The 17,807-nt window shown below is 41.4% G+C and carries 13 protein-coding genes and 1 tRNA gene; 2 read left to right on the top strand and 12 right to left on the bottom strand.

What is annotated here, in order from left to right:
- Positions 1-27: 27 nt before the first annotated feature.
- The 7 genes from rplW to rpsL all read right to left on the bottom strand — a co-directional run bounded on the left by rplW (position 28) and on the right by rpsL (position 5,315).
- Positions 28-315, bottom strand: a complete 288-nt coding sequence (rplW, locus tag FC33_RS00270; RefSeq protein WP_057826630.1) for a 50S ribosomal protein L23 — start codon at positions 313-315, stop codon at positions 28-30.
- Positions 315-938, bottom strand: coding sequence for a 50S ribosomal protein L4 (rplD, locus tag FC33_RS00265; RefSeq protein WP_057826629.1), 624 nt, complete (start codon positions 936-938; stop codon positions 315-317). Before rplD ends, rplW begins: the two co-directional genes overlap by 1 nt.
- Before the next feature lie 23 nt (positions 939-961).
- Positions 962-1,585, bottom strand: coding sequence for a 50S ribosomal protein L3 (gene rplC, locus FC33_RS00260; protein WP_057826628.1), 624 nt, complete (start codon positions 1,583-1,585; stop codon positions 962-964).
- 30 nt (positions 1,586-1,615) lie between these two features.
- Positions 1,616-1,924, bottom strand: coding sequence for a 30S ribosomal protein S10 (gene rpsJ / locus FC33_RS00255; RefSeq protein ID WP_057826627.1), 309 nt, complete (start codon positions 1,922-1,924; stop codon positions 1,616-1,618).
- Positions 1,925-2,208: 284 nt separating this feature from the next.
- Positions 2,209-4,302, bottom strand: a complete 2,094-nt coding sequence (fusA, locus tag FC33_RS00250; RefSeq protein ID WP_057826626.1) for an elongation factor G — start codon at positions 4,300-4,302, stop codon at positions 2,209-2,211.
- 97 nt (positions 4,303-4,399) lie between these two features.
- Positions 4,400-4,870: a 30S ribosomal protein S7 gene (gene rpsG / locus FC33_RS00245; protein ID WP_057826625.1), complete on the bottom strand. Its 471-nt coding sequence runs from the start codon at positions 4,868-4,870 to the stop codon at positions 4,400-4,402.
- A 28-nt stretch (positions 4,871-4,898) separates the two neighbouring features.
- A complete protein-coding gene (rpsL, locus tag FC33_RS00240; protein ID WP_057826624.1) occupies positions 4,899-5,315 on the bottom strand; it encodes a 30S ribosomal protein S12 in 417 nt (138 codons plus the stop codon).
- A 208-nt stretch (positions 5,316-5,523) separates the two neighbouring features.
- On the opposite strand from rpsL, the gene FC33_RS00235 reads away from it, so the two are divergent.
- Positions 5,524-6,207 carry a prepilin peptidase gene (locus tag FC33_RS00235; protein WP_057826623.1) on the top strand — a complete coding sequence of 228 codons (684 nt, stop codon included), beginning with the start codon at positions 5,524-5,526 and terminating at the stop codon, positions 6,205-6,207.
- Positions 6,208-6,267: 60 nt separating this feature from the next.
- On the opposite strand, the gene rpoC is transcribed toward FC33_RS00235, so the two are convergent.
- A complete protein-coding gene (rpoC, locus tag FC33_RS00230) occupies positions 6,268-9,936 on the bottom strand; it encodes a DNA-directed RNA polymerase subunit beta' (protein WP_057826622.1) in 3,669 nt (1,222 codons plus the stop codon).
- A 50-nt stretch (positions 9,937-9,986) separates the two neighbouring features.
- Positions 9,987-13,595, bottom strand: coding sequence for a DNA-directed RNA polymerase subunit beta (gene rpoB / locus FC33_RS00225; protein ID WP_086427370.1), 3,609 nt, complete (start codon positions 13,593-13,595; stop codon positions 9,987-9,989).
- 297 nt (positions 13,596-13,892) lie between these two features.
- On the opposite strand from rpoB, the gene FC33_RS00220 reads away from it, so the two are divergent.
- On the top strand, positions 13,893-14,564 hold the full coding sequence (locus FC33_RS00220; RefSeq protein ID WP_057826620.1) for a TMEM175 family protein: 672 nt from the start codon (positions 13,893-13,895) through the stop codon (positions 14,562-14,564).
- Between the two features lie 8 nt (positions 14,565-14,572).
- Here FC33_RS00220 and FC33_RS00215 read toward each other — a convergent pair whose 3' ends face one another.
- From FC33_RS00215 to FC33_RS00205, 3 genes are all read right to left on the bottom strand, one after another.
- The gene (locus FC33_RS00215; protein WP_057826619.1) at positions 14,573-17,011 is read right to left on the bottom strand and encodes an ATP-dependent Clp protease ATP-binding subunit; all 2,439 of its coding nucleotides are present in this window, start codon (positions 17,009-17,011) and stop codon (positions 14,573-14,575) included.
- 15 nt (positions 17,012-17,026) lie between these two features.
- Positions 17,027-17,494, bottom strand: a complete 468-nt coding sequence (locus FC33_RS00210) for a CtsR family transcriptional regulator (RefSeq protein WP_057826618.1) — start codon at positions 17,492-17,494, stop codon at positions 17,027-17,029.
- Positions 17,495-17,618: 124 nt separating this feature from the next.
- Positions 17,619-17,692 (bottom strand) — tRNA-Pro (locus FC33_RS00205).
- Between the last annotated feature and the right edge of the window lie 115 nt (positions 17,693-17,807).

Below are 17,807 nucleotides of genomic sequence, written 5' to 3'. Positions count from 1 at the left end.
GTGTTTTCCTCCTATTACTTAATATTATTATTCTTCGTCGAATAATTTAATTTCTTTTGAATCTGATGTTAATGTAACGATTGCTTTCCGGCGCTTCTTTGTGTAGCCTTCATAACGACCCATGCGCTTCTTTTTACCCTTAACATTCATAATGTTAACCTTAGCAACCTTAACATCAAAGATGTCTTCAACCGCACTCTTGACTTGTGTCTTTGTAGCACGTGTATCAACATCAAATGTATAGCGTTTATCGTCCATATTAGCCATTGAAGCTTCTGTGATAACTGGACGTAAAATTACATTGCGTGACTCCATTATGCAAGAACCTCCTCTACTTGAGAAAGAGCTCCTTTAGTGATGACCATCTTATCGTTGTTGATAACATCTAAGACGTTCAAACCTTTAGCTGGGATAACAGTAACATTCTTTAAGTTCCGAGCAGCTAAAGCAGCGTTTGCATTGTCATCTTCAAGAACTACTAATACCTTTGAATTAACATCTAAGTTGCTTAAAACTTCTGCAAATGCTTTTGTTCTTGGTTGTTCGAATTTTAATTCGTTAACAACAACTAAGCCTTCATCTAATACTTTTTGTGAAAGTACTGACTTAATAGCTAAGCGACGAACTTTGCGTGGAAGCTTGTAAGCATATGAACGAGGTGTTGGTCCGAATACGGTACCACCGCCTACCCATTGTGGTGAACGGATTGAACCTTGACGAGCACGACCTGTACCCTTTTGACGCCATGGCTTCTTACCACCGCCACGTACGGCACTTCTGTTCTTTACAGCGTGTGTCCCTTGACGCATTGAAGCACGTTGCATCAATACTGCATCAAAAATTACGCTGTCGTTTGGTTCGATACCAAAAACTGTGTCGTTTAATGAAACTTCACCGTTTTTGCTACCGTCTTGGTTGAATAATGTAACCTTTGGCATGTAAGTTTCCTCCCTTCATCTAATTATTTCACTGTACTTTTAATAGTAACAAATGACTTGTTTGCGCCTGGAATGTTACCCTTGATTAAAAGTACGCCATTTTCTGTATCAGCCTTAACGATTTCCAAGTTTTGGATTGTAACTCGTTTGCCACCCATGCGACCAGGTAATACCTTGCCAGGGAATACACGGTTAATGATTGAACCCATTGAACCTGGACGACGGTGATAACGAGAACCGTGTGCCATTGGTCCACGACTTTGGCCCCAACGCTTGATGTTACCTTGGAAACCGTGTCCCTTTGAAGTACCTGTTACATCTACAAATTCGCCAGCTTCGAAAATATCAGCTTTGATTTCGTCACCAACGTTATATTCTCCAAGCTCTACACCGCGAATTTCACGAACGAAGCGCTTAGGAGCAGTTTTAGCTTTTGCTGCATGACCTTTAGCAGGTTTGTTAGTCTTAACTTCACGTTGGTCATCAAAACCTAATTGAATAGCTTCGTAACCGTCATTTTCCATTGTCTTAACTTGCATAACAACGTTTGAGCCAACTTCAACAACTGTTACAGGTACTAACTCACCATCTTCAGTAAAGACTTGTGTCATACCTACCTTTTTTCCTAAGATTCCTTTTGTGGTCATGAGTACACCTCCAATTTAATTAATTTAGAATTATAATTTGATTTCGATATCTACACCTGATGGTAAATCAAGTTTCATCAATGAATCAACTGTCTTTGGTGTAGGATTTACAATGTCGATTAAACGCTTGTGTGTGCGCATTTCGAATTGTTCACGAGAATCCTTATCTTTGTGTGGTGAACGGATAACTGTATATAATGTCCGTTCTGTTGGCAAAGGAATTGGGCCTGAAATTTGAGCACCTGTTCTCTTTGCTGTTTCAACAATCTTATCAGCAGATTGATCTAAAATACGATGTTCGTATGCTTTTAAACGAATACGAATTTTTTGTTTTGCCATGATGTTCCCTCCTTCGTCTATTTTTAAAATAAGACTAGCTCCGTGAAAATTACCGATTCACTCGTGGCAAAGCGGCCGGGTGTGTCGCAACCTTTCACATCTTAGCTTATTTATAAACACAGAACAAAATACTTACGAAATCGCAAGTACTTTAATAGTTTATTACAATAAATACGAAAAAGCAAGGACTTTTCTGATTTCAAGCCTACTATAAGAATTATTTTACCCATTATAAGGCAAAAATAAAAAGCCATGCTCTCGCATGACTTTTTATCATTTAATTATTAACCAGCGTTACCGCCGTTCTTCTTAATAATTTCTTCTTGAATTGACTTCGGAACTGGTTCGTAGTGATCCATTGTCATTGTGAATGTCCCACGACCTTGAGTTGCTGAACGCAATGTTGTTGCGTAACCAAACATTTCAGCCAATGGTACATAAGCATTAACAACTTGTGAACCGCCACGGGCTTCCATTCCGTCAACCCGACCACGACGAGCTGTAACGTGTCCCATAACATCACCTAAGTTGTCTTCAGGACATACGATTTCAACTTTCATGATTGGTTCAAGGATAACTGCGCCAGCTTTAGCTGCAGCATTCTTCAAAGCTAATGATGCAGCAACTTTGAAGGCTGCTTCACTTGAGTCGACTTCGTGGTAACTACCATCATATAACTTAGCCTTAACGTCGATCAATGGATAACCAGCCAAGACACCGTTTTGCATGGCTTCCTTCAAACCTTGTTCAACTGAAGGAATGTATTCACGAGGAACAACCCCACCAACGATAGCATCTTCGAATTCGAAGCCTTTACCTTCTTCGTTTGGTGTGAATTCGATCCAAACATCACCATATTGACCTTTACCACCTGATTGACGAACGAATTTACCTTGAGCAGATACTTGCTTTGTAAATGTTTCACGATAAGCAACTTGTGGTTCACCAACTTTAGCTTCAACGTGGAATTCACGCTTCATCCGGTCAACAATGATATCCAAGTGCAATTCACCCATCCCGGCGATCAATGTTTCACCAGTTTCTTGATTTGTTTCAGCCTTGAATGATGGGTCTTCTTCAGCAAGCTTTTGTAAAGCAACATCCATCTTATCTTGGTCAGCTTTTGACTTCGGTTCAACTGAAACTTGGATAACTGGATCTGGGAATTCCATTGATTCAAGAATCAATGGGTGATCTGGGTCTGTTAATGAATCCCCAGTTGTTGTATCCTTCAAACCGATTGCGGCTGCAATATCACCTGAGAATACCTCTGGGATTTCTTTCCGGTGGTTTGAGTGCATTTGCAACAAACGACCAACACGTTCACGCTTGCCCTTTGTAGCGTTCAATACGTATGAACCAGCTTCCAAAGTACCTGTGTAAACCCGTAAGTATGTTAAACGACCAACGAATGGGTCTGTTGCGATCTTAAATGCTAAACCGGCAAATGGCTTTGAGTCATCAGCAATTAAGTCAACTTCTTCACCTGTGTCAGGATCTGTAGCTGTATATGGCTTAACATCTAATGGTGATGGCAAGTAGTCGTTAACCCCATCAAGCATCATTTGAACACCTTTGTTCTTGAATGCTGAACCAGCAAATACTGGGAAGAGGTCTAATGTTAATGTTCCGCGACGAATTGCTGCCCGAAGTTCATCGTTTGAAATTTCTTCACCGCCAAGGTATTTTTCCATGATTTCATCGTCAACATCGGCGATTTGTTCAATCATTTCTTCACGACGCTTTTCAGCTTCTTCACGGTATTCTTCTGGAATATCAACTGTATCCCACTTTGAACCTAACTTATCTTCGTCATAAAGGTCAGCCTTCATTTCGATTAAGTCGATAACCCCTTCGAATTCATCTTCAGCACCGATTGGCATTTGAACTGGCAATGGGTTTGCTTGAAGACGATCCCGGATCGTATCAACTGAGTAATCAAAGTTAGCACCGATCTTATCCATCTTGTTAACAAAGACGATCCGTGGAACCCCGTATGTACTTGCTTGACGCCATACGTTTTCAGTTTGTGGTTCTACCCCTGATTGGGCATCCAAAACAACAACGGCCCCATCTAAAACACGAAGTGAACGTTCAACTTCGATTGTGAAGTCAACGTGCCCTGGGGTATCAATAATGTTAATTCGGTGATCTTTCCATTGAGCTGTTGTAGCAGCTGATGTGATTGTGATCCCACGTTCTTGTTCTTGTTCCATCCAGTCCATTTGTGAAGCACCATCGTGTGTTTCACCAATTTTGTGAATTTTACCTGTATAGTAAAGAATACGTTCTGTTGTAGTTGTTTTACCAGCATCGATGTGAGCTACGATCCCGATATTACGTGTTTTTTCCAAAGGGAATTCACGTTTATTAGCCATGGAATTATTCTCTCCTTCCAATTATTAAATCAATCGAATTTTCAAAAAAATGACTATTATAGGATAAAAGAATCTATAACAGCCATTCCACAAAATATTACCAACGATAGTGTGCGAATGCACGGTTTGCATCAGCCATCTTGTGTGTATCTTCACGTTTCTTAACAGAAGCACCAGTATTGTTAGCTGCATCCATAATTTCTTTTGCTAAACGTTCAGACATTGTGTGTTCACCACGAAGACGAGCGTAGTTTACGATCCAACGTAAACCTAATGTACGACGACGGTCTGGACGTACTTCGATCGGAACTTGGTAGTTAGAACCACCAATCCGGCGGGCCTTAACTTCCAAAACAGGCATAACGTTTTCCATTGCTTGTTCAAAGACTTCCAATGGATCCTTGCCAGTCTTTTCTTTGATCATATCAAATGCTTCGTATAAAATCTTTGAAGCTGTACCACGCTTACCATCTAACATAAGGTGGTTAATTAAACTTGTAACCAATTGTGAATGATAAATTGGATCTTCAGGTACTTCGCGTTTTGCTGCAGGACCTTTTCTTGGCATATGCTCTACCTCCTAAAATAAGTATTGATTATTTCTTCTTAGGCTTCTTTGCACCATATTTTGAACGGCTTTGCATCCGGCCTTCAACACCAGCTGTATCCAAAGCACCACGAATAACATGGTAACGAACACCAGGCAAGTCTTTTACACGGCCACCACGAATTAAAACAACACTGTGTTCTTGCAAGTTATGACCAATACCTGGAATGTAAGCTGTAACTTCGATCAAGTTTGACAAACGTACACGAGCGTACTTCCGCAAAGCTGAGTTAGGCTTCTTTGGTGTCATTGTACCAACACGAGTTGCAACCCCACGCTTTTGTGGAGCTGGAGTGTTTGTTTGAACTTTTTTGTAACTGTTGTACCCAAAGTTTAAAGCTGGGGAATTAGATTTTGAACCTTTAGACTTACGACCTTTACGAACTAATTGGTTAATTGTAGGCATCTAAAGCTTCCTCCTTCCTTAATTGTCATTTTTCTAGTACACACACCCAGGAGTTTCTTTTTTAATTATAAAAAAACTCGGTGTGAGATATTACTGTGCTAAACAGTTCTCATAAAGCACCTTTTTTAATTTATCACAGAGCATTTTTGATGTCAATTCAATTTCAAAAATAATTTTAAATTTCGTAATTATCTTTAGGAGGGACTTTATGTTAATTATCTTTTTTATTCTCGGAACCGCATGTGTTTCATTTGGAATGTGCCAAGCACGGCGGTATGTTGAGCAAATTCAAAACTGCAGCTGGTCGATTTGTGATCATTGCCATCAGCGACTTAAATGGTGGCAGTTGATTCCAATTTTTGGATATCTACTTCAGGGCGGAAAGTGTGTTAATTGCCATTTCCCAATCACGGTTGCTTACCCCATCGGTGAATTTCTCGGCGGGGGATTCTTCATTTACTTATTTTCAACCTTTTCCGGCTTAGCTGCAATTCAATTTGGTTTCTTATTAACTTGGCTTTTAATTTTAGCACTTGAAGATTTCTTCACCCAGACGGTCTCGCTTAAACTTTTGCTTGGTGGTACATGCAGTGTTCTCTTAATCTTTGGCAATCGAATTTTCAATATTCCGTTAATTCAAATCGAGTTCTGGATCATCATCAGTGGAAGTCTCGCAATTTTATCGCTTAACAATTACTTTGGATGGGCTGATACCTGTCTGATAAGTTTATTTGGAATTTTATTTCCACCAATTACCCTTGCGGTGATCATTTTAATTGCTTCTTGCGGTGCCTTCATTACATTGAAGTTTTCAAATCAAACCACGCTTCCTTTTATTCCATGGCTTTTAATTGGAATCATTGTAACTTTACTTTTGCATTTAACAACCTGATCAGTCTTACTAAATAAAAAAATGGTAATCTCCAACGAGATTACCATTTTAAATTATTCATTATTTTTGGTCTGGCAACTTTGTACTTTCTTCAACCCCGATTTGCTTAGCAACATCTGAAATTGAGTAGACATTGTCGGTTGCAAGTCCAGTTTCTTCAGGCTGAATATCGTGGTACTTCTTCATTCCGGTACCAGCTGGAATTGTCTTCCCAATAATAACATTTTCTTTCAAACCGATTAATGGGTCGTTCTTGCCGCGAATTGCTGCGTCCGTCAATACCCGAGTTGTTTCTTGGAATGATGCAGCTGATAAGAAACTGTTTGTTTCCAAAGCAGCCTTTGTGATTCCGAGAAGAACTGGCCGTGATGTTGCAGGAATTCCACCCTTTACAAGGGTTTCAACGTTGCGATCCATAAATTCGCTTGTATCCATTAATGTTCCTGGAAGCATTGATGTGTCACCAGGATCCATGATGCGAACTTTTTGAAGCATTTGCCGGGTCATGATTTCAACGTGCTTATCTGAAATATCTACCCCTTGCATCCGGTAAACCTTTTGGATTTCGTGTAAGATGTAGTTTTCAGTTGATAAGACGTCGCGAACCTTGATCAATTCCTTTGGATCGATTGAACCAACTGTCAACGGATCACCACGGTGGACTGAGTCGCCTTCCTTAACCTTCAATACTGAAGTAAATGGCAAATCATATGTCCGGGTATCAGTTTCACCCGCAACCGTAACAACCTTCGTTCTTTCAGCTGGGTTTTCTTCAACCGTATCAACAACCCCAGTAACTTCACTGATGATTGCGCGTCCTTTAGGATTCCGTGCTTCAAACAATTCTTGAACACGAGGAAGCCCTTGAGTAATATCACCGTCGCCAGCAACCCCACCTTGGTGGAAGTTCCGCATTGTCAATTGCGTACCTGGTTCACCGATTGATTGAGCAGCAACCGTTCCGACTGCTTCCCCAACTTCAACCTCATCACCGGTTGCCAAGTTCCGGCCATAGCAGCGAACACATACCCCGTGACGAGTGTTGCATGTAAATGCTGACCGGATCGTTACCTTTTCAACACCTGCATCAACGACCTTTTGAGCCATTTCTTCATCAACCAATGTGTTTGCTGGAACAATTACTTCACCAGTTTCAGGGTTCTTGACCGTCTTCATTGTGTACCGGCCTAAGATCCGGTCGTACAATGGTTCGATCATTTCGTTACCTTCCTTGATAGCGTAAACGTCTAATCCACGGTCAGTGCCACAATCTTCTTCACGAACAATGACATCTTGGGCAACGTCAACCAAACGCCGGGTCAAGTATCCTGAGTTCGCAGTCTTCAAAGCCGTATCTGTCATTCCTTTACGAGCACCGTGTGAAGAAATGAACATTTCCAAAACAGAAAGCCCTTCACGGAAGTTTGAGATAACTGGCAATTCCATGGTCTTACCGTTTGGAGCAGCCATCAAACCACGCATCCCTGATAACTGCGTAAAGTTTGAAATGTTACCACGCGCACCTGAATCACTCATCATTTGGATTGGGTTTGATGGATCCATGTTTTCAACCAACTTCATTTGGATGTCATCCTTAGCCTTATTCCAAATTGCAATGACCCGGTTATAACGTTCATCTTCAGTGATCAAACCACGCCGGAATTGTTTCTTAACAACTTCAACGTTCTTCCGTGCTTCAGCAATAATTTCTGGCTTTTCTTTCAAAACAGTAACGTCAGCAATCCCAACCGTTAATCCTGACTTCGTTGATTCGAAGTAGCCAAGATCCTTCATCCGGTCAAGCAATTCTGAGGCTGCTGTTACTTTGTATTCCTTGTAAACTTGGGCAATGATATCTGATAAGAAACCTGACTTGAACGGTCCGATCAAATCTTGTTTCTTCAAGAATTCGTGAATATCTTCACCTGGTTCCAAGAAATACTTGTCTGGAATATGACCTTGTAAGTTTTCTTGTGTTGGTTCATTCAAGTATACAAAGTCATCTGGCAAGATTTCGTTAAAGATTGCCTTTCCGACAGTCGTTACCAAAATCCGTTCCTTTTGCCAATCAGTAAATGGCTTACCCTTTGCAGCTAATGATGATGTTTGCAAACCAATCCGTGTATGCAAGTGAACATAGTTGTTTTGGTATGCTGTCCGCGCTTCGTTAACATCCTTAAAGATCATGCCTTCGCCTTCACGATCTTTTTCTTCAAGGGTAATGTAGTAGTTCCCGATAGTCATATCCTGTGATGGTGAGATGATCGGCTTTCCATCTTTTGGTGCCAAAATGTGGTGAGCAGCAAGCATCAGCAACCGTGCTTCAGCTTGGGCTTCATCAGATAATGGAACGTGGATCGCCATCTGGTCCCCATCAAAATCGGCGTTATAAGCTTCACATGCTAATGGGTGTAACCGCATTGCTTTTCCGTCAACCAAAACTGGTTCGAAGGCTTGAATCCCTAAACGGTGAAGTGTAGGGGCCCGGTTAAGCAATACTGGGTGGCCCTTAATAACGTCATCTAAGACATCCCAAATATCTTCATCGCGGCGGTCGATCTTCCGCTTAGCGTTCTTGATATTTGATGCCATATCACGTTTAACAAGTTCACGCATCATAAATGGTTTGAACAATTCCAAAGCCATTTCGTGCGGAATACCCATTTGAGTCAACTTCAATTTTGGCCCAACATCAATAACTGAACGACCAGAATAGTCAACCCGTTTCCCAAGTAAGTTCTGACGGAACCGACCTTGCTTACCCTTTAACATGTGTGAAAGGGACTTCAACGGACGGTTTCCTGGTCCAGTAACTGGACGGCCACGCCGACCATTATCGATCAAAGCATCAACGGCTTCTTGTAACATCCGCTTTTCGTTTTGAACAATGATTCCAGGAGCATTTAAGTCCAATAACCGCTTTAACCGGTTATTCCGGTTGATAACCCGGCGATACAAATCGTTCAAGTCAGACGTTGCAAACCGACCACCTTCAAGTTGAACCATTGGCCGTAAATCAGGCGGGATAACTGGGATTGCATCCATAACCATCCATTCAGGCTCATTTCCTGAGTCAAGGAATGCTTCCAAGATATCCAACCGCCGAACAGCACGGGTCCGCTTTTGGCCAGTTGCGTCACGCAATTCTTCCTTTAATTCGTCGCATTCTTTTTGAAGATCAACATCCCGCAATAAGGTCCGGATAGCTTCAGCACCCATTCCGGCCTTGAATGCGTCTTTTCCGTATTCGTCTACTTTTTCACGGTACTCTGCTTCGGTCAAAAGTTGCTTCTTTTCAAGTGGAGTTTCACCTGGGTCAGTAACAACATATGATGCAAAGTAGATGATTTCTTCCAAAGCACGTGGACTCATGTCTAAGACTAAGCCCATCCGACTTGGAATTCCTTTGAAGTACCATATGTGAGTTACAGGAGCAGCTAATTCGATGTGACCCATCCGTTCACGCCGAACCTTTGCTTGTGTAACTTCAACGCCACAACGGTCGCAAACTACGCCTTTGTAACGAATCCGCTTGTACTTTCCGCAGGCACATTCCCAGTCTTTTGTAGGTCCGAAAATCCGTTCATCAAAAAGACCGTCTTTTTCAGGCTTCAATGTACGATAGTTGATTGTTTCCGGCTTCTTAACTTCACCATATGACCAGCTCCGAATCTTGTCTGATGAAGCTAATCCAATTTGCATACTATCGAATTTATTGACATCGATCAAAGGACCGACCTCCCTTTCATTTTTTTCTTTCAGTTTTTACTAACAAATAATTACTTATTATCGTCTTTCCGTTCGTCAGGATTCCGATCTTCTTCCTGCTTCATTACGTCTTGAGCTTGTTTGTTTTCTTCTTTTTCTTTAAGCTTTGCAACCGCATCAACATTAATTACGCTGTCGTCATCGTCATCAATGTCACGCAATTCAATTTCGTTCTTATCTGCATCAAGAACCTTCATATCAAGGCCTAAAGCTTGAAGTTCCTTAACAAGAACACGGAATGATTCTGGAACACCTGGTTGTGGGATTGGTTCACCCTTAACAATTGCTTCATATGTCTTAACACGACCAACAACGTCGTCTGACTTATATGTTAAGATTTCTTGCAATGTGTAAGCAGCACCGTAAGCTTCCAAGGCCCAAACTTCCATTTCACCGAAACGCTGGCCCCCAAATTGAGCTTTCCCACCAAGTGGTTGTTGGGTAACTAATGAGTAAGGTCCGATTGAACGTGAGTGAATCTTATCGTCAACCATGTGTGCCAGTTTCATGTAGTACATGACCCCAACGGCAATCCGGTTGTCGAATGGTTCACCTGTCCGGCCATCATACAGGATACTCTTTCCGTCGCCTGGTAAACCGGCTTCCTTAAAGGCATCCCAAATATCTTCATCACGCGCACCATCGAAAACAGGCGTTGCAACATGAATTCCTAACTTCCGTGCAGCCATTCCCAAGTGCAAGTCAAGAACCTGTCCGATGTTCATCCGTGATGGCACACCCATTGGTGACAACATAATGTCAATTGGAGTTCCATCAGGCATGAATGGCATATCTTCTTCTGGAATAACAACTGAAACCGTCCCTTTATTACCGTGACGACCAGCCATCTTATCCCCAACTTGTAATTTCCGCTTTTGAGCAATGAATACCCGAACCATTTGGTTAACTCCAGGTGCTAATTCATCGCCAGCTTCACGGGTGTAAACCTTAACTTCACGAACGATTCCGCCACCGCCGTGAGGAACCCGAAGTGAGGTATCCCGAACTTCACGTGCTTTTTCGCCAAAGATTGCGTGTAATAACCGTTCTTCGGCTGATAATTCAGTAACTCCCTTTGGCGTTACCTTACCAACCAAGATATCACCATCATGAACTTCGGCACCGACCCGAACGATTCCGAATTCATCCAAATCTTTCAAAGCGTCTTCGCCGACGTTTGGAATTTCACGGGTAATTTCTTCCGGTCCAAGTTTCGTATCCCGCGCTTCTGATTCATGAGCTTCAATGTGAATTGAAGTATAAACATCTTCCTTAACTAACCGTTCGTTGATGGCAATCGCATCTTCGAAGTTGTAACCGTCCCATGTCATGAAGGCAATCAATGGGTTTTGACCTAAGGCTAATTCACCTTGTTCCATTGCAGGACCGTCAGCCAATACTTCGTCAGCCTTAACGTGTTCGCCAACGCGGACGATTGGTGTTTGGTTGTAGTTCTTTCCACTGTTTGAACGGTGGAACTTCATCAACTTGTAAGTATCAAGCGTTCCGTCTTCACGCCGAACCCGAACTTCACAAGCATCAACGTATTCAACAACCCCATCATGTTCACAAATCAAAGCGTCACCTGAGTCGTGAGCAGCTTTGTATTCGATCCCGGTTCCAACTAATGGAGCGTGTGGTTGAATCAACGGAACAGCTTGCCGTTGCATGTTAGCCCCCATCAAGGCCCGGTTTGAGTCATCGTTTTCCAAGAATGGAATACATGCTGTCGCAACCGCAACAACTTGCTTAGGTGAAACATCCATGTAGTCAACCTTATCGATTGAAACTTCAATGTTGTCATCTTTGTGCCGTGCCATAACAACGTCATCTACAAATGAACCATCGTCATTTAATGGTGAGTTAGCTTGCGCAACAACGTAGTTATCTTCTTCATCGGCAGCTAAATAATCGATCTTATCTGTAACCTTGTGTGTTTCCCATGAAACGCGCCGGTATGGTGTTTCAATAAAGCCATACTTATTGACCCGTGCATATGATGAAAGGTTGTTGATCAACCCGATGTTTGGTCCTTCAGGGGTTTCAATTGGGCACATCCGGCCATAGTGAGTATAGTGAACGTCACGAACTTCATATCCGGCACGGTCACGTGTCAAACCACCAGGTCCTAAAGCTGATAACCGCCGCTTGTGTTCCAAACTACCTAATGGGTTTGTTTGGTCCATGAATTGTGAAAGTTGTGAACTACCAAAGAATTCCTTAATCGAAGCAACAACTGGCCGAATGTTGATCAATTGTTGCGGCGTAACGGTTGATGTATCTTGGATTGACATCCGTTCACGAACAACCCGTTCCATCCGTGCAAGTCCAATCCGGAATTGATTTTGAAGCAATTCGCCAACTGAACGAATCCGCCGGTTACCCAAGTGGTCAATATCGTCAGTTGAACCAAAGCCTTCTTGTAAGTTAAAGAAGTAGTTCATTGAAGCGATAATATCTGCTGGGGTAATGTGCTTGTACTTCAAGTCGATGTTGCCATTTCCAATCATGTTAATAACCTTTTCAGGGTCATTAGCTGAGTAGACCTTGATTACTTGAAGGGTCATTGGATCTTGAACGACCCCTTCTTCTGAAGGTTGGTATGTAACCGTCTTAAAGTCTTCCCGGTCTAAGTATGGAGCAAGTTTGTCCATAACCTTCTTATCAATTACGTCACCTTTATTAACAATGATTTCACCTGTATCAGGATCAGCCAATGTTTCAGCAACCGTTGTATTCAATAACCGCGTCTTTAAGCTCAACTTCTTGTTGATCTTGTAACGGCCAACCGGTGCTAAATCATAACGTTTTGGATCAAAGAAACGAGCTGTCAATAAGCTTCTTGAAGAATCAGCCGTCTTTGGTTCACCTGGACGTAACCGTTCGTAAATATCCTTTAATGATTCTTCGACCCGTGAATCTTCGGTGTTCTTGTGAACATCCTTTTCAAGGGTCAGCATTAATGAATCAGTTTCACCCATCATTTCGATGATTTCTGAATCTGATCCGTATCCCAAAGCCCGAATCAATTCAGTCATTGGAATCTTCCGGGTCCGGTCGATCCGGACATATGCAACATTCTTTGAGTCGGTTTCATATTCTAACCAAGCACCCCGGTTAGGAATAACCGTTGTTCCATAAATGTTGCGACCGTTCTTATCTAATTCTGAAGAGTAATATACCCCTGGTGAACGGACAAGTTGTGAAACAATAACCCGTTCTGCCCCATTAATAATGAAAGTTCCTTGTTTTGTCATTAACGGGAAGTCGCCAAAGAAGACGTCTTGGGATTTAATTTCACCGGTTTCATGGTTTGTTAACCGTAAAGTAACGTGTAATGGTGCAGAATAGTTTGCATCATGTTCACGCGCTTCATCAACGGTATACTTTGGTTCTAATAATTGGTAATCGACAAATTCCAAAGATAATGTACCGGCAAAGTCATCAATCGGCATAATATCTTCAAACATTTCCCGAAGGCCTTCATCTAAGAACCAGTTGTAGGAATCTGTTTGAATCTCGATCAAGTTTGGTAAATCAAGCACTTCTTTGATTCGAGAATAACTTCTGCGTACACGATGCTTACCGTATTTTACTAAGTGTCCTGCCAAGTTGTTCACCTCTCCAAAAATTTTGTAAATCGTTAATATTACAATTTGTTTACAAATTCAAAAATAATGCTCATTTTCTGTTTTTTTGGCAAAAAAAAACCAAAAACAGATTCGTTGAAAACTTCAAACTACACTATTTTTGTTTCACCTACCAGTATGGACAATATATCACACTGGACTTTCGATCTACAATTATACTTTAATAGTATACTAACATTTCACCTGTCCGTCAACCTTTATCCTTTTAAAAATCAGCCATTTGCGTTATATAGTAAACATTATTATTTAAGTTTGGGAGAGAACAACATGGAAAAAAAGACAATCGATCAAGCGAAAGTGCGCTCATACATCGATCATCTTCAAGATCAAACTCATGAAAAGATGATGGAACATCTTAAAGCCTTTAATGAGGGGGTATTTGCAATCATCATTACAATTCTTGCGTTAGAAATTCCAGCCCCGCATTCGCAGGCTGCGTATCCTGCATTTATCAAGTCGATTTCGATCTTTTTGATCAGCTTTTTTGTCATTGGAAATTTCTGGTACCACTTGACCTTATTGTTAAGTAACATTAAGCAGGCCCCCAAGCGAGTGATTATCGTTGACCTGATGTATCTGGCAGATTTAACCTTGCTGCCAGTTCTTACTTCATGGATCATCGAAAAGCCAAGCGTTTTGGCTGTTGCAAATTACGGAATTGTTTACTTAATTGCCCAACTCGTTCGAACTTGGCTGCGCCATATCGTTTTTTCAATTCATATTTCCTCTGCTTTACCCGCCGAACGGGCAGCAATCATTGAAGACCATACCGACCGGCAAATGCGATTGCGAACGATTTTGCTATTCATCTTAAACGGAAGCTTGATTGCTTTAGCGCTCTTAAATCCTAAATTAACGATTTATGCTTATTTAGCACTTCCAATTTTGGATTTCTTTCTTCCAAGTCATAAGAAATTAATCAAAAAAATAAAGCGGTAATCACCGCTTTATTTTTTTACCTTTAATGTGATCTTTCCTTTTTGCGAACCAATCGTTACTTGTGAAGCCAAGTCCAGTTCGCCTGAAAGCAATGCTTCACTTAACCGATCTTCAACTTCGGTTTGAAGTGCTCGCCGCAATGGCCGTGCCCCGTATTCAGGGTTGTAGCCTTTCTTCGCAATCGTATCGATCGCAGCAGAGGTAATCTTTAAGTTAACCCCCTGAACTGCAACCCGTTTAATTACTTTTTGCGCCATCAATTTTACAATTTGATGCAACTCATCTTTCGAAAGTGAATGGAAGACTAAGATATCATCGATCCGGTTTAAAAATTCTGGGCGGAACGTCCGCTTTAACCGTTGATGAATCTTTTGCGACATTGCCCGGTATTCGTTTTCGGGAGTAGCTGCTCCGAACCCGACCTCTTTTTCATCACGCAGATCCGTTGCTCCTAAGTTCGACGTCATAATGATGATCGTATTACGAAAATCGATTTTCCGTCCTTTTGAATCCGTCAAAAAGCCATCATCTAAGACCTGCAAAAGCAAATTAAAGATGTCCGGATGGGCTTTTTCAACTTCATCAAGTAAAACAACTGAATAAGGATTTTCCCGTACCTTATCGGTCAACTGACCGCCTTCATCATGACCAACATATCCCGGAGGAGCACCAACTAACCGACTCGATGCAAATTTTTCCATGTATTCGCTCATGTCGATTCGAATCATTGAATCTTCTGAACCAAAGACTGAAGCCGCGAGGGCCTTTGCTAATTCGGTCTTTCCAACCCCCGTTGGTCCCAAAAACATAAATGATCCAATTGGACGATGCGGATCCGCTAATCCACTGCGTGACCGGCGAATTGCCTTTGCAATTGAACTGATTGCTTCATTTTGACCGATTACCCGTTGATGCAATGTCTTTTCGAGATTTAACAAGCGTTCACTTTCGGTCTTTGAAATTTGTGTAACCGGAACGTTTGTCCATTCAGAAATGATCGTTGCAACATCTTCAGGGGTAACCTTAACCTTTTGGCGATCTTCATCGTTTGCTTGTTCTTCATACTGTTTAAGTTGCTTTTGATTGTGTTCATATTCCTTTTGGGCTGACACTAAATCATCCATATGACGGGTCGTCAAATCAAAATCAATTTTCTGTTTTAATTTCTTCTGCTGAAGCCGTAACTGGCCAATTTGACTTTCATTATTTTGATTATCTCGCAGATGAGCCCGAACAGCAGCTTCGTCAAGAACATCAATTGCTTTATCCGGTAAGAAACGATCTGGAATATAACGTTTGCTTAAGTTGATTGCTGCCTGAATAACTTCGTCTGAAATCAACACATGGTGGAACTCTTCGTATTCAGCCCGTAAATTTGAAATAATTTCAAAGGCTTCATCCTTTGAAGGTTCTTCAACTTTAACCGTTGCAAACCGTCGTTCCAATGCAGCATCCTTCTCAATATATTTGTGGTATTCGTCAAGGGTCGTTGCCCCTAATAATTGAATTTCGCCCCGTGCAAGCGCTGGTTTCATAATGTTCGAAGCATCAATTGCTCCTTCAGCGCCTCCTGCTCCAACCATTGTATGCATTTCATCGACAAACAAAATAATGTCACCAGCATCTTTGATTTCACGAAGAATCTTCTTTACACGATCTTCAAATTCACCCCGGTATTTGGTTCCTGCAACTAAGGTTCCCATATCAAGGGAAACAATCCGCTTATCAGCTAATTCAGTTGGAACTTCGCCATCGGCAATTCGTTGGGCAAGCCCTTCTGCAATCGCTGTTTTCCCAACACCTGGTTCTCCTAGTAAGACCGGATTGTTTTTCGACCGCCGCATTAAAATTTCAATTACGCGATTAATTTCTTTTTCCCGTCCTGAAATCGGATCGATCTCACCGTTCCGAGCCATTTTAGTAAGGTCTCGTCCAAGCTCTTCGATCAATGATTTTTGCTTTCGCGGATTTTCCGCTTCTTTACGGATTCGACTCAATTCTGACGGAGCAAATCCTAATTGGAGCAACGTTGTTCGTTTTACATTTGCAACGTCAATATCCAAGTTTTTCAAAATCCGAACGGCAAGGGAATCCGGCGCTGCCAGGAGTGCTAATAATAAATGTTCGGTCCCAATTTCATCAGATTTCAACAATCCTGCAATTCTTTTTGCCAGTTTAAAAGTTGCCTTTAATCCTGGAGTATAACCGCCTTTAGTCTCAATGTTTCCACCATTCTCGTGATCACCAATGCGTTCCATCTCATTTAAGATCTCATTGGGCAATAAACCCTCTGAAGACAGAACAACGGCTGCAATACTTGGAGTTGAATTGGCTAATCCCCAAAGAAGATCAGCTGTTCCTAATTGCCGTTTTTGATCACCAATGTTTAATGAGCTGATGTATTTCAATGCTCGTTGTGATGCTGCGGTAAAGTCGTAGTTTTCCATTTATATCAGCTCCTCCTATTCTTTACACCTTAATCGATTTAATATACTGATCAAGACCCGTGCCCGAACCTGATCTTCAATTTTTTTATCTGCAAACGAAAGCGTATTACTGTCGATTGCAGCCAAAATTAAATTTGCTTCTTTTTTAGTCAAGACTTTATCTTCATATAAACTTTGAATGATTTGAAGGCCTTTACGGGCATTAATGTCCTCGCCAATGTAATCGATCAAGTCATCAATTACATTTACATTATTGATCAAATTAACTTTAGCGATTCGGATATACCCACCCCCACCTCGTTTGCTTTCAACAAGGTATCCATTTTGGATATTAAATCGGGTTTTAATCACATAATTAATCTGTGAGGGAACAACATCAAATTGTTCTGCAATTTCAGACCGCTTAATCTCAATTTGCTTTGAATCTGCAAGGATTTCTTTTAAGTAGCTTTCAATAATATCTGAAATATTTCGATTTTGCATTGAATCGCCTCCATTATTTGACTAACATTGACTTTTATTATACTTGATGACAATGACAAATTGCAAAAAATACTTAATATAACAAAAAAAGGATGAACCTTAAAAGTCCACCCTCTTCACATTATCGGGAAAACAGGATTTGAACCTGCGACCCCTACGTCCCGAACGTAGTGCTCTACCAAACTGAGCTACTTCCCGATATTGTTATCTTTAATTTGATAGTAAAAAAGTCATCACCGATCAGCGATGACTTCTACTATCGGGAAAACAGGATTCGAACCTGCGACCCCTTGGTCCCAAACCAAGTGCTCTA

Source organism: Ligilactobacillus aviarius subsp. aviarius DSM 20655, assembly GCF_001436315.1.
Classification (GTDB): Bacteria; Bacillota; Bacilli; order Lactobacillales; family Lactobacillaceae; genus Ligilactobacillus; species Ligilactobacillus aviarius.
Note: the sequence above shows the minus strand (reverse complement) of the source record. Positions and strands in the feature narration are given on the sequence as shown.

Coding starts and splice junctions, on each gene's coding strand:
- rplW (WP_057826630.1), bottom strand. CDS start 315: ATGGAGTCACGCAATGTAATTTTACGTCCAGTTATCACAGAAGCTTCA.
- rplD (WP_057826629.1), bottom strand. CDS start 938: ATGCCAAAGGTTACATTATTCAACCAAGACGGTAGCAAAAACGGTGAA.
- rplC (WP_057826628.1), bottom strand. CDS start 1,585: ATGACCACAAAAGGAATCTTAGGAAAAAAGGTAGGTATGACACAAGTC.
- rpsJ (WP_057826627.1), bottom strand. CDS start 1,924: ATGGCAAAACAAAAAATTCGTATTCGTTTAAAAGCATACGAACATCGT.
- fusA (WP_057826626.1), bottom strand. CDS start 4,302: ATGGCTAATAAACGTGAATTCCCTTTGGAAAAAACACGTAATATCGGG.
- rpsG (WP_057826625.1), bottom strand. CDS start 4,870: ATGCCAAGAAAAGGTCCTGCAGCAAAACGCGAAGTACCTGAAGATCCA.
- rpsL (WP_057826624.1), bottom strand. CDS start 5,315: ATGCCTACAATTAACCAATTAGTTCGTAAAGGTCGTAAGTCTAAAGGT.
- FC33_RS00235 (WP_057826623.1), top strand. CDS start 5,524: ATGTTAATTATCTTTTTTATTCTCGGAACCGCATGTGTTTCATTTGGA.
- FC33_RS00220 (WP_057826620.1), top strand. CDS start 13,893: ATGGAAAAAAAGACAATCGATCAAGCGAAAGTGCGCTCATACATCGAT.
- FC33_RS00215 (WP_057826619.1), bottom strand. CDS start 17,011: ATGGAAAACTACGACTTTACCGCAGCATCACAACGAGCATTGAAATAC.
- FC33_RS00210 (WP_057826618.1), bottom strand. CDS start 17,494: ATGCAAAATCGAAATATTTCAGATATTATTGAAAGCTACTTAAAAGAA.